General features: G+C 73.7%; 11 protein-coding genes. 4 read left to right on the top strand and 7 right to left on the bottom strand.

Annotated features, from left to right (window positions below; all coding sequences use genetic code 11):
• The first annotated feature begins 26 nt into the window (after positions 1-26).
• Together FHX39_RS02555 and FHX39_RS02560 are read left to right on the top strand one after the other, a co-directional pair.
• The gene (locus tag FHX39_RS02555) at positions 27-566 is read left to right on the top strand and encodes a peptidase (RefSeq protein WP_183336544.1); all 540 of its coding nucleotides are present in this window, start codon (positions 27-29) and stop codon (positions 564-566) included.
• A gap of 61 nt (positions 567-627) precedes the next feature.
• Positions 628-2,310, top strand: coding sequence for an ABC-F family ATP-binding cassette domain-containing protein (locus FHX39_RS02560; protein WP_183336546.1), 1,683 nt, complete (start codon positions 628-630; stop codon positions 2,308-2,310).
• Between the two features lie 13 nt (positions 2,311-2,323).
• Here the strand turns inward: FHX39_RS02560 and FHX39_RS02565 are convergent, their stop codons facing one another.
• From FHX39_RS02565 to FHX39_RS02595, 7 genes are all read right to left on the bottom strand, one after another.
• Entirely contained in the window at positions 2,324-4,339 is a 2,016-nt protein-coding gene (locus FHX39_RS02565) for an HlyD family efflux transporter periplasmic adaptor subunit (protein WP_183336548.1), read from the bottom strand.
• Positions 4,332-5,213 carry a DUF5666 domain-containing protein gene (locus FHX39_RS02570; protein ID WP_183336550.1) on the bottom strand — a complete coding sequence of 294 codons (882 nt, stop codon included), beginning with the start codon at positions 5,211-5,213 and terminating at the stop codon, positions 4,332-4,334. The genes FHX39_RS02565 and FHX39_RS02570 overlap by 8 nt, the downstream gene beginning before the upstream one ends.
• Positions 5,214-5,259: 46 nt before the next feature.
• Positions 5,260-6,585: an ABC transporter permease gene (locus FHX39_RS02575; protein ID WP_332836636.1), complete on the bottom strand. Its 1,326-nt coding sequence runs from the start codon at positions 6,583-6,585 to the stop codon at positions 5,260-5,262.
• Positions 6,582-7,289, bottom strand: a complete 708-nt coding sequence (locus FHX39_RS02580) for an ABC transporter ATP-binding protein (RefSeq protein ID WP_332836637.1) — start codon at positions 7,287-7,289, stop codon at positions 6,582-6,584. Before FHX39_RS02580 ends, FHX39_RS02575 begins: the two co-directional genes overlap by 4 nt.
• Complete coding sequence (locus FHX39_RS02585; protein ID WP_183336552.1) at positions 7,286-8,554, bottom strand: efflux RND transporter periplasmic adaptor subunit; 1,269 nt, start codon at positions 8,552-8,554, stop codon at positions 7,286-7,288. The genes FHX39_RS02580 and FHX39_RS02585 overlap by 4 nt, the downstream gene beginning before the upstream one ends.
• Positions 8,555-8,703: 149 nt before the next feature.
• The gene (locus FHX39_RS02590; RefSeq protein ID WP_183336554.1) at positions 8,704-9,579 is read right to left on the bottom strand and encodes a hypothetical protein; all 876 of its coding nucleotides are present in this window, start codon (positions 9,577-9,579) and stop codon (positions 8,704-8,706) included.
• A 34-nt stretch (positions 9,580-9,613) separates the two neighbouring features.
• Positions 9,614-10,993 carry a citrate synthase gene (locus FHX39_RS02595; protein WP_183336556.1) on the bottom strand — a complete coding sequence of 460 codons (1,380 nt, stop codon included), beginning with the start codon at positions 10,991-10,993 and terminating at the stop codon, positions 9,614-9,616.
• A gap of 298 nt (positions 10,994-11,291) precedes the next feature.
• On the opposite strand from FHX39_RS02595, the gene rplM reads away from it, so the two are divergent.
• A complete protein-coding gene (gene rplM / locus FHX39_RS02600; RefSeq protein WP_183336559.1) occupies positions 11,292-11,750 on the top strand; it encodes a 50S ribosomal protein L13 in 459 nt (152 codons plus the stop codon).
• Between the two features lie 73 nt (positions 11,751-11,823).
• On the top strand, positions 11,824-12,324 hold the full coding sequence (rpsI, locus tag FHX39_RS02605) for a 30S ribosomal protein S9 (RefSeq protein ID WP_183336561.1): 501 nt from the start codon (positions 11,824-11,826) through the stop codon (positions 12,322-12,324).
• Positions 12,325-12,334 lie beyond the last annotated feature (10 nt).

The following is a 12,334-nucleotide window of genomic DNA, read 5'->3' on the forward strand; positions in this document are numbered from 1 at the left end:
CCCGCGCTCGTTCGAGGGGGTCTTCCATGACTGGCCACGAGGGTTCGTCCCGCCGAGCGATCGAGGTCGCCCCCCTGCAGTCCCGCGGGTCGCTCTACGGCTTCATGCTGATCGGCCGGTGGCCCGACGACACGGTCGAGTGGGCCAAGTTCCTGGTGCTGGCCGTCCGGATGGCCGCCGTGCCGGGCCTGCTCGGCGCGAGCACCGTCTTCCGCATCCGCGAGGAGCTGCCCGAGGACCCGCAGCCCGGGGCCGTCGGGCTCGTCGTGGCCGAGGGCTCCCTGGTCGGCGAGCACCCGCTGCGTCCGGGCCAGTTCGCCGAGGCGACGCCGCCCGGCCTCGTCGTCCTGCACCCGCCGCGGAGCACCCCGCGCACGCTGCCCGACTACGAGGTCGCCTCCGGCTGCGTGTTCCTGCCGGGCCTGCCGCACCTCGGGCTCGACCACCGCGCCGCCTGGGTCCAGGCCGACGTCGACGGCACGGTCACCCAGCTGATCAGCCGGGGCGGCATCGACCCCGCCGGGAACGCCGACACGGCCGCCCTGGCCCTCCTGCTCGCCGCCTGAGCGCCCCGGCGCCCTTGGAATCAGGGGTGCCGACGCGGGCCCGCCCGTCTACGCTCCGCCCGTGGGACACGTGGAGCTCTCGGGCGTCGGCTACGACCTCCCGGACGGTCGGAGGCTGCTCGACGACGTGTCGTTCCGGGTGGGGGACGGCGCCGTGGTCGCCCTCGTCGGGCCGAACGGCGCCGGCAAGACCACGCTGCTGCGCATCGTCTCGGGCGACCTGGACGCGACCGACGGCACCCTGAGCCGCAGCGGCGGGCTCGGCGTGATGCGCCAGTTCATCGGGTCGATCCGCGACTCCTCGACCGTGGCCGACCTGCTCTTCTCCCTCGCGCCGACGCGGCTGCGCGAGGCCGCCGCGGCGGTGGACGCGTACGAGCTCGAGCTGATGGAGGACGACACCGAACCCGTCCAGATGCGCTACGCCACCGCGCTCTCGGAGTACGCCGACGCCGGCGGCTACGAGGCCGAGGTGCGCTTCGACTCCTGCTGCACCTCCGCGCTCGGGATCCCGTACGACCGCGCCCGCTACCGCGAGGTGCGGACCCTGTCCGGCGGGGAGCAGAAGCGGCTCGCGCTCGAGGCCCTGCTGTCCGGGCCCGACCAGGTGCTGCTGCTCGACGAGCCGGACAACTACCTCGACGTGCCGGGCAAGCGCTGGCTCGAGGCGCAGCTGCGGGCGACGCCGAAGACGGTCCTCATGGTCAGCCACGACCGGGAGCTGCTGGCCGAGTCCGCCACCGCGATCGCCGCGCTCGAGCTGGGCGCCGCGGGCAACACGGTGTGGGTGCACCACGGCGGGTTCGCCACGTTCGCGACGGCGCGCGCCGACCGTTCCGCGCGGCTGGAGGAGCTGCGCCGGCGCTGGGACGAGGAGCACACCAAGCTCAAGGACCTCGTGCAGATGTACAAGATCAAGGCCGAGTTCAACGACGGGCTGGCCAGCCGGCTGCAGGCGGCGCGGACGCGGCTGGCGAAGTTCGAGGAGGCGGGCCCCCCGCAGGCGATCCCGCTCGAGCAGCAGGTGTCGATGCGGCTCTCGGGCGGACGGACCGGCAAGCGCGCGGTCGTCGTCGAGGACCTCGAGCTGACCGGGCTGATGCGGCGGTTCAGCACCGAGATCTGGTTCGGCGACCGGGTGGGCGTGCTGGGCTCGAACGGGTCGGGCAAGTCGCACTTCCTGCGCCTGCTGGCGCTCGGCGGCAGCCTGCCCGACCGCGAGCACGAGCCCGTCGAGTGGCTCGACATTGCGCCGGTGGCGCACACGGGGCAGGCCCGGCTCGGCGCCCGCGTACGCCCGGGGTGGTTCGCGCAGACCCACGCGCACCCGGAGCTGGCCGGCCGCACGCTGCTCGAGATCCTGCACCGCGGCGACGACCACCGGCAGGGGATGGGGCGCGAGCTGGCGTCGCGCAAGCTCGACCGCTACGAGCTGGCGCACGCGGCGGAGCAGGGCTTCGAGTCGCTGTCGGGGGGCCAGCAGGCCCGGTTCCAGATCCTGCTGCTGGAGCTGTCGGGGGCGACGCTGCTCCTGCTCGACGAGCCGACCGACAACCTGGACCTCGCCTCGGCCGAGGCCCTGGAGCAGGGGCTCGACGCCTTCGAGGGCACCGTCGTCGCGGTCACGCACGACCGCTGGTTCGCCCGGAGCCTCGACCGGTTCCTGGTCTTCGGCTCGGACGGTGGCGTCTACGCCTCCGACGAGCCGGTGTGGGACGAGACCCGGGTGCAGCGCACGCGCTGACCCGACCCGGTCGTCAGCGACCGCCCGGAGGAGCACCACCCGCGCCCGGACCGGCGCCGCCGCCCGCGAACGCCCGCGCCCCCTGGTTGGCGCTCGTCGTCGGGAGCGCGGTCGTGGTGTCGGCGATGACCAGCACCTGGCCGGGCGTCACGCCGTCGGTCACCTGGACGGTGCTGGTGCCGACAACGCCGAGCGTCACCGGCTTGCGGGTGACGACCCCGCCGGCCAGGACCTGGACGGTCCCCGTGCTGCCGCTGCGGGTCAGGGCGGACACGGGCACGACGGTCGCGTCCTCCGCGCTGGCCACGGTCACCGCGAGCGAGGCCGTGGCGCCGGTCGGCAGGGTGCGTGCGGCCTTGCCCGAGGCGGTGACCGTGACGGGGTACGTCGTCGTCGTCGTGGACGTGTCGGGCAGCAGGCCCCGCTGGGTGACCTTGCCGCTGGCCTGACCACCGCCGGGCGTCGTGAGGGCGACGGCCTGGCCCACCTTCAGGAGCCGGAACGACGCCTCGGGCACGGCCATCTGCACCGACACCGCGCCGGACCCGACGACGGTCACCGTGTCGCCCGAACCGGCGGTGTCGCCTTGGGCGAACGGCACGTCCGCGACCGTCCCGCTGATCGGGGCGGTCATCGTCGCGGCCTCGAGCTGGGCCTGCGCGGAGTCGAGCGCGAGCTGGGCCTTGGTCACCGCGGCCTCGGCCGAGGCGACGGTCGTGGTCTGGCCGGTGCGCCCGGAGGTGCCGGTCGCGCTGCTCTGACCGGTGGCGGCGGTCGACCCGGCGCCGGTCGACCCGGTGCCGGTCGACGGCGTGCGGGTGGGCGTGCTCCCACCGCCGGTCGAACCGCTCCCACCGTTCCCACCGCCGGACCCACCGGTCGAGCCCGAGCCGGTCCCCGAGCCCGGGCTCGAGCCCTGACCCTGGCTCGACGCGGCGGTGACGAGGGCGTTGACGGCGGTGTCGTACGCGGTGCGGCGGCTCGCGTCGGACTGCTGGGTCTGCTGCAGCGTGACGACCGCGGCGATGCAGCGTGCGAGCGTCCTGGCGTCGACCGAGGCCACCGGGGACAGCGTCAGCGTCTCGGTCGGGGTCGCCCCCGACGTGGGCGTCGCGCTGCTCGACGGCGTCGCCGAGCCCGTGGGTGTGGCCGACGCGGTGGGGGTCGCCGAACCCGTGGGGGTTGCCGACGCGGTCGGGTTCGCCGAACCCGTCGGGGTCGCCGAGGACGACGGGCTCGCGGAGCCCGACGCGCTGGGCGAGCCCGAGGGGCTCGGGGTGACGGAGAGCGGCGTGCAGGCCTTCTGCTGCTCCGCGAGCTGGAGGGCGGCCGTGTGCTCGACCTGCGTCAGCGCCGCCTGCGCCTTGACGACGTTCCTGGCCAGCGTGGGGAGCGAGGCGGCCGGGAGGGCTCCACCCCCGGAACCACCCGTCCCGGAACCACCCGTCCCGGAACCACCGCCTCCCGTCCCGCCGGTCGGGGTGGCGGTCGCCGTCGGCGTGGGGGTCGGTGTGGGCGAGCGGGTGGGTGTGCCTCCGCCCGGCGAGGAGGAGGTGCTCCGGGTCGCGCTCGACCGCGCGGCGCTCGGGGAGGCGCTGGCCGAAGCCGAGGCGCTGGCCGAGGCGGAAGCGCTGGCCGAGGCGTCGGCCGCGTCCTGGGCGTCCTCCAGCGCGACCTGCGCCTCGGTCAGCGTCTGCTCGGCCTCGAGCTCGGCCGTCTCGAGCGCGGTGTCGTCGATGCTCGCGAGGGCGTCGCCGACCTCGACGTGGTCGCCGACGGCGACGTCCACCTTCGTGACCGCGCCGGACACCGGGAAGGTGGCCGTGGCCTCCTTCACCTGCGCGACCGTGCCGCTGCCCGCGTACGTCTGCGTGACCGAGCCGGTGCCGACTGTCGTGGTGGCGTACCGGTCGGCCTCGGCGCCGGAGGCCGTCCCGGCCCGCACCGCGAACCAGACGACGACGGCCAGCACGAGGACGGCCGGCACCCCCCAGCGCAGACCCCGGCGGACGGCGACGCGGTCAGCCATTCGCGGTGCTCCCGCCGGCGGGCTGCCCGCCCTGGCCCGGCTGCCCGCCCTGACCACCGCGGCCGCCGCCGAACGTGGCGCAGGTGCCGTCGGAGGTCGGTGCGCTCAGCCGGACGGTCGTGGCGGTCAGGGCGCCGGTGCCGTTGGTGGTGCCCGTAGCCGTCGCGCAGCGGCCGACCGTCGCCGCCTTGGCGCTGGCCTTCGCGACCTGCGACCAGGTGGTGGCCGAGGTCGTGGTCACGGTGACGTCGGTCGTGGTGCTCGCGCCCGGGCGGGTCTCGGCGACCACGAAGCTCGAGCCGTCGACCGAGCTGACCCGGCCGCTGGTCCCGCGGCCGAACCCGGCGGCGCCGGAGGGCGCTCCCGACGGTGCCGTGCCGCCCGGAGCGGCACCCGACGGCGCCCCGGACGGAGCCGCCCCCGAGGGTGCGCCCGCCGGCCGGGCGCCGCCCGCCCCGCCCGGGCACGACCCGTCGACGGCGGGGCTGAGCGTGACCGACGACGCCGCCACCGTGGTCGCCGGCGTGGCACCGGCGGCGGCCTCCGCGGTCCGGACCGTGGCGCAGAGCCCGCTGGCCAGGTCCGACGCCTTGGCGGTCTTCGTCTCGCTGAACGTCGTCTTGTCCGTGTAGGTCACGGCCGTCTGCTCCGTCGTGCTCTGCACCTGGAGCGTCGTGCCCGACACCGCGGCGATCAGCCCGGACACCCCCGGCTGACGCTGGCCGCCCGCGCGTTGACCCGAGGCGGCCCCGCCGGACGGGTCGGCTCCGGCGGTGCTGGTGCCCGGGCTGCTGCACCCCGCGAGCGCGAGGGCGAGGCCGGCGGTGAGGGCGGCGGCGAGCATCGCCGGGCGGGTGGGCGTACGGACGGACATGGTTCTCCTGGGGTTGCGCAGAGGGGGCGGAGCGGAGGGTGGCGCGTCAGTCGCTGCGGAGCGCGTCGATAGGGGCGAGGCGGGCGGCGCGGGAGGCGGGGTAGACGCCGGCCACGACCCCGACGGCGAGCGCAACCCCGAGCGCGCCGAACGAGGCGGGCAGCGAGATCGTCACGGGCTGCCCGATGAGCGCCGGCAGCAGCCAGGCGCCGAGGTAGCCGGTGCCGAGCCCGAGGACGCCGCCGGCCAGGCTCAGCAGGCAGGCCTCGGCCAGGAACTGGCGGCGGATGAGCGCCGGTGGCGCGCCGAGGGCCTTGCGCAGGCCGATCTCGCGGATCCGCTCGGAGACCGAGACCAGCATGATGTTCATGACCCCGATCCCGCCGACCAGGAGCGAGATGCCGGCGACGCCGGCGAGCAGGATCGTCAGGGTCTTCGACGTCGCGGTCGCGGCCTGGACCAGGGACTGCTGGCTGGTGATCGAGAAGTCGACGGTGCCGGTCGTCCCGCCGGTCCCGCCGGTCGTGGTGGTCCCCGCCCGCGTCCCCGTCGTGCCCGTCCCCGCCGTGCCCGTGGCGCCGGTGTCGTGCCGGGTCGCCAGGGCGGCGTACGCCTCCTGGTAGGCCGCAGAGAGCCGGTCGCCCGAGGCGGCCTCGAGGTAGATCGACGACACGGAGCCGGTGGTGGTCGAGCCGACCACCTGGTCGGCGGTGCTCATCGGCGTGACGGCGAGGTCGTCCTCGTCGGTCGTGCCGGTCGAGCCGCTCGCGGCCAGCACCCCGACGACGGTGAACGCGGTCCCGCCGAGCGTGACGGTGCTGCCGACCCCCGTCCGCAGCCCGAGCTCGGACACCGTCGTGTCGCCCAGGACCAGGACGTGGGCCGCGGTCGTCTCGTCGGCGGCGGTGAGGAAGCGGCCGGCGCTGAGCGTCCGGGCGCGCACGCCCAGCCAGTCCGGCGTCGTCGCCGTGACCGTGGTCGTCCACGTGGTGGTGCCCTGGGTGAGGACGCTCGAGCTGGTCCGGACCGGGGCCACGTGGGCGATGTCCGGGGCGACGGCGGGGTCGGCCAGGGCCGTGGCGTCCGCAGTCGTCAGGGTCGTCGCGGTGCCGCGCCCGCCGCGGACGCCGCCGGTCGTCGAGCTGCCGGGGGAGACCACGAGCAGGTTGCTGCCCAGGCTGTCGATCTGCGCCGCGACCTGGGCCTGGGCACCCTGGCCGAGACCGACGGTGAGGGTGACGGAGGCGATGCCGATCCAGATCCCGAGCACGGTCAGCAGCGAGCGCATGCGGTGCGTGCGGACCGACTCCAGGGCGATCCCGAGGGTCTCACCCGCCCGGACGCGGGGCGGGTGGAGCGCGGGGGTGCTCACGCGCGGAACCCCACCAGCGGCGCGGCGGCCCCGACGAGCTCGCCGTCACGGACCGTCACGGAACGTCCCGCCGCGGCGGCGACTTCGAGGTCGTGGGTGATCAGCACGATCGTGCGGCCCGACGCGTGCAGCTCGTCGAGCAGCGCCATGACGTCCTCGCTGGAGCGCGAGTCGAGGTTGCCGGTCGGCTCGTCGGCCAGGATCAGCGCGGGGTCGGTGACCAGCGCGCGGGCGATCGCCACCCGCTGCTGCTGGCCGCCGGAGAGCTCGCTGGGACGGTGGTCGACCCGCTCGGCGAGGCCGACCCGGCCGAGCGCCTGCTGCGCCCGCTCCCGCCGCTCGGCGCGCCCGACGCCGGCGTACACGAGCGGGAGCTCGACGTTGCGCCAGGCCGACAGGGTCGGCAGCAGGTTGAACTGCTGGAACACGAAGCCGATGTGGGTGTTGCGCACGGCCGCCAGCTCGGTCTCCGACAGGTCCTCGACGTCGACGCCGTTCAGCTTGTAGCGCCCGGACGTGGCGACGTCGAGGCAGCCGAGGATGTTCATCAGCGTCGACTTGCCCGAGCCCGAGGGCCCGATCACCGCCACGTACTCGCCGCGGTCGATGCGCAGCGTGACCCCGCGCAGGGCGTGCACCTCCGCGGCCCCGGTCGCGTACGTCTTGCTGACCGCCTCGAGCGACACGACGGCGTCCGGCGTCACCGGGTCCCCCCGCCGGTGCCGTTCCCCGTGCCCGCGCCCGGCTGACCACCCGGGACGCCGCCGCCGAAGCCGCCGGTCCCGTTCCCCGTGCCGCCGAAGCCACCCGAGCCGGCGCTGCTGCGGCCGGACGCGTTCCCGCCCGCGGCCCGGCCGGGGACCGTCACGACGACCTGGTCGCCCGCGGCGAGGCCCTGCGTCACCTCGGTCGTGGCGCCGTAGCTCGTGCCGAGCGTGACCGGGGTGGCGACCTTCTGCGTGCCGACGAGCCGGGTGACCACGGTCTGGCCGTTGGCGCTGGAGACCGCCGCGGTGGGCACGGTCAGCACGTCGTCACGCTGGCTGACGATGATCGACACCGTGGCCGTGGCGCCCGCGTACAGGTCCTTGCGGGTCCCGGTCACGGTGATCACGACCGGGAACGTCGCGCTGCCGGCGGCCGTTCCGGTCCCGGCGCTCGTCGAGCCGGAGGTCGAGGCCATGACGGCCACCGACGACACGGTGCCGAAGACGGTCGAGGTCGAGCCGCTCGTGGTGATCTGGGCCTGCAGGCCCTTCTTGACCTTGGCCAGGTCGGCGCTGCCGACACCGGCGGCGACGGTGTAGCGGTCGGTCGAGATGACCGTCACCGCGGCGGTGGTCGTGCCGGTGGTGCCCGTGCCGGAGGAGCCGGAGGAGCCCGAGCCGGAGGACGCCGAGCCGGAGCCGACCGTGTCGCCCTTGGCCACCCCGACCTCGGCCACCGTCCCCGCGAACGTGGCGCGAAGCCTGGCTGCGTCCCGGGCGGTCTCGGCGGTGGAGACGGTGCTCTCGTCGACCGCCACCTTCGCCTTCGCCGCGCTCAGCTCCGCCGCTGTCGTGTCGTCGTCGTCCTCGGCGGTGGTGAGGTCGTCCTGCGCGGACTCCAGGTCGGCCTGCGCCGCGTCGAGGTCGGCCTGGAGGTCGTCGTCGTCCAGCGTGGCCAGCACGTCGCCCTTGGCGACCTGGTCGCCGACGGCCACCTTCACCGACGTCACGGTGCCGGCGGCGCCGAAGGAGAGGTCCGCGCGGCGGGCGGGTTCCACGGTCCCGGTCGCCCCGACCGTCTCCTTGACCGTCTCCTGGGCGAGCGTCACGGTCCGCTCGGTGGCGGCCGGCGTCGTGCTCGCCCGGGTCAGGCTCCAGGCCAGGGCGCCGCCGCCGCCCACCAGGACGACCGCGGCCGCCGCGACGACCAGCCAGAGCCGACGGCGTCGGGGGCGGGCGTTCGTGGGGCGGGCTCGGCGCACGGCTGCGTCCTCGTTCTGCTCGTGACGGGACGCGGACGGTCCCGGGGCTCGCCGTGATCTTGGTGAGGTCGGCTATGCGACGTCTGGGGCCGACCTGTGGTGCGGCTGTGACCGCCGGCCCCGGCCGCAGGAGGACGGGGCGGCTGGCCTCAGGCGGGCCGGGCGACCCGGTGGAGCGTGGGGGCGTGCCGGGCGCTGAGCTCGCGCAGGTCGTCGAAGAGCCGGGCCATCTCGTTGCCCGGGTCGAGGACGTCGAAGCGGAGCACCAGCTTGGGCTCGTCGTACGCCACGTAGAGCTGGCGGTCGTAGAAGGCGCAGTCGCGGGGGAGGTCGCGGCCCGGGAAGGCGGTCCGGAAGTCGCCCGTGCTCATCCAGTACGTGTCGACGTCGCCGGTGTGACGCCAGTAGTACGTCATCACGTCGTCGTCGGCGAGGTCGGCCTCCATCGCGTCGAGGTCGGCGTCGTCGACCAGCAGCAGCCGCGTCTTCACGCCCATGGGCTTGTCGCGGAGGCCGTCGAGGTAGTGCCCGGCGTCGGTGTCGCGGTACCAGCGGAAGCCGGAGGTGTGCACGCCCTCGTAGCGGGCGGCGTGGTCGATCGCGAGCTCCAGCACCCGTAGGTAGGACGCGACGCCGACGTCGGGGATGCTGCGGAACTTGTCCTTCATGGACGCCGTGATCAGCTCGTCCAGCGCCGCGTGGTGGCGTGGCGCGTCCATGAGCATGCCCAGCGCCTGGTCGGCGAAGCCCAGCCGACGCGTCAGCCGGGCGACGTCACGCTCGAGCGCGGCGACCGCACGGACGGCGCCGTCGGTCACCTCGGTCTGCGCCTTGAACACCTCGAACAGCCAACCGCCGGCGAAGCCGACGACGCCGGACGCCACGATCGACGGCAGTCGCGCGAGCGAGAACGTGCTGCCGCCGGTCAGCTGCGTGACCGCCACGTCGAAGACCAGGCCGAGCAGTGCGCCGACCAGCGCCGCCTTCACCAGGCGGGCGTAGCTGAGCCGGTCGGGCGTCACCACGCGTCCGACCGGCTCCTGGACCTCGCTCCGGGCCCTACCGCTCCGCCATCGGCACGAACTCGCGGGTGCGGTGGCCGGTGTAGATCTGCTTCGGCCGGGCGATCTTCTGCTCCTTGTCCTGCACCAGCTCCGACCACTGCGCGAGCCAGCCCGGCGTGCGGCCGATCGCGAAGAGGACCGTGAACATCTCCGGCGGGAACTGCAGCGCCTCGTAGATCAGGCCCGAGTAGAAGTCGACGTTGGGGTAGAGCTTGCGCTTGACGAAGTACTCGTCCTCCAGCGCGATCCGCTCCAGCTCCTGCGCGATCTCGAGCAGCGGGTTGACCCCGGTGACCGCGAAGACGTCGTCGCAGGCCTTCTTGATGATGGTCGCGCGCGGGTCGAAGTTCTTGTAGACCCGGTGCCCGAAGCCCATCAGCTTCTCCTTGCCGGCCTTGACGCCCTCGATGAAGGCGGGGATCTGGTCGACGGACCCGATCCGGCGCAGCATCTTGAGGACGGCCTCGTTCGCCCCGCCGTGCAGCGGGCCGTAGAGGGCGCCGATGCCGGCGGCCACCGCGGAGTACGGGTCGACCTGCGACGAGCCGACGGAGCGGACCGCGTTGGTCGAGCAGTTCTGCTCGTGGTCGGCGTGCAGGATCAGCAGGATGTCGAGCGCCTTGACCAGGCGGGGGTCGGCCGCGTAGGTCGGCTCGCTCATCTTGAAGAGCATGGCGAGGAAGTTCTCGACGTAGGACAGCCGGTTGTCGGGGTAGACGTACGGCTTGCCCTGCGCGTGGCGGAAGGCGAAGGCGCCGAGCGTCGGCATCTTGGCGATGAGCCGGGTGATCTGCAGCTGGCGGTTGTCGACGTCGGCGATCTTGACCGCGTCGGGGTAGAAGGTCGACAGCGCGCTCACCGACGACATGAGCATGCCCATCGGGTGCGCGTCGTAGCGGTAGCCCTGCATGAGCTGCTTCACGTTCTCGTGGAGGAACGTGTGGATCGTGATCTGGTGCACCCACTCCTCGAGCTCGGCCTCGGTGGGCAGGTCGCCGTTCAGCAGGAGGTACGCGACCTCGAGGAACGTCGAGTGCTCGGCCAGCTGCTCGATCGGGTAGCCGCGGTACTCCAGGATCCCCGCGTCGCCGTCGATGAAGGTGACGGCGCTGCGGCAGGAGGCCGTGTTGACGAAGCCGGGGTCGTAGGTCGCGAGGCCCTCCCCGTCGGCGTTGATCTGCTTGAGGTCCGCGGCGCGGATGGTGCCGTCGGTGATCTCCAGCTCGTACGTCTGGCCCGTCCGGTTGTCCGTCACGGTCAGGGTGTCGCGGCCACCGTTCCCGGCGGGCCCGGTGTCGTCGGAGGTCTGGTCGTCGAGGGCAGGCTGCTGGGGCGTGAGGTCCAGGGCGGCGTCGGTCGTGGACACGTCGGTCATGGGCCCAATCTAGAAGGACGTCCGAATATCGGTGAAGGGCGGTCGGCGCCCAGGAGGGGTGATCCCCACCACCTCGGGGGCCCGGGCGGTGCGGTTCCGGGCTCGTTCCGTCGTGGTTTTGACCGGCTGCGGAGAGCGCGGGTAACCTGATGGGTCGTTGCGTCCGCGCACGTGTTCGAGCCGTGCCCGGCCTGGTGCCTGGGGACGCGCGAGCACGGCCGAACCGCCACGAGAACCGCACGAACCGCACCGTAAGAACGATCGATCCACCCACTGATCCGAGAGCTGGTCCACGACCTTGTCCCCGAACGACAACAAGACGTTCAGCCCGAAGCCAGGTGACCTCACGAGGGACTGGCACGTCATCGACGCGTCTGACGTCGTCCTCGGTCGGCTCGCCGTCCAGGTCGCCACGCTGCTGCGCGGCAAGCACAAGGCGACCTTCGCGCCGCACATGGACGGCGGCGACTTCGTCGTCGTGGTCAACGCCTCGAAGATCTCTCTCGGGGGCAGCAAGGGAACCGACAAGATGTACCACCGCCACTCGGGTCGCCCGGGTGGTCTGAAGTCGGTCCCGGCGGGCGAGCTGCTCGCCCGTGACCCGCGCAAGGTCGTCGAGCTCGCGGTGTGGGGCATGCTCCCCAAGAACCGGCTCAGCCGCCAGCTCATCAAGAAGCTCAAGGTCTACTCCGGCCCCGAGCACCCGCACTCGGCCCAGCAGCCGCAGGCGTACGCGATCACCCAGGTCGCCCAGTAGCACCGTTCAGCCTCATCGCTGAGCAGCCGCAGCACAGACCGCACCACCGAGCTTCTTAAGGACACCCCAGAACGTGACCGAAACCGCCACCGAGATCGCCCCCATCACCGAGGGTGACCGCGAGATCGCCTACCGCTCCGAGGCCAACCCGGGCTCGACGGGCACCGGCAACCGCCCGGCCGTCGTCGCCCCGGCCGGTGCCACCGGCCGCCGCAAGGAGGCGATCGCCCGCGTGCGCATCGTCCCGGGCAGCGGTCAGTGGACCATCAACGGCCGCGACCTCGAGAACTACTTCCCGAACAAGGTGCACCAGCAGATCGTGGCCGAGCCCTTCGGCACCGCTGCGGTCACCGGCTCGTACGACGTCATCGCCCGCATCCACGGCGGCGGCGTCACCGGCCAGGCCGGCGCGCTGCGTCTCGGGATCGCCCGCTGCCTCAACTTCGTCGACGAGGAGGCCAGCCGTCCGGCCCTGAAGAAGGCCGGGATGCTGACCCGCGACGCGCGGATCAAGGAGCGCAAGAAGGCCGGTCTCAAGAAGGCCCGCAAGGCTCCTCAGTACAGCAAGCGCTGATCGCGCTCGT

Source organism: Microlunatus antarcticus, from assembly GCF_014193425.1.
Classification (GTDB): Bacteria; Actinomycetota; Actinomycetes; order Propionibacteriales; family Propionibacteriaceae; genus Microlunatus; species Microlunatus antarcticus.

Bases quoted from the DNA above. Each gene is read 5' to 3' on its own strand.
- FHX39_RS02555 (WP_183336544.1), top strand. From the start codon at position 27: ATGACTGGCCACGAGGGTTCGTCCCGCCGAGCGATCGAGGTCGCCCCC.
- FHX39_RS02565 (WP_183336548.1), bottom strand. From the start codon at position 4,339: ATGGCTGACCGCGTCGCCGTCCGCCGGGGTCTGCGCTGGGGGGTGCCG.
- FHX39_RS02570 (WP_183336550.1), bottom strand. From the start codon at position 5,213: ATGTCCGTCCGTACGCCCACCCGCCCGGCGATGCTCGCCGCCGCCCTC.
- FHX39_RS02595 (WP_183336556.1), bottom strand. From the start codon at position 10,993: ATGACCGACGTGTCCACGACCGACGCCGCCCTGGACCTCACGCCCCAG.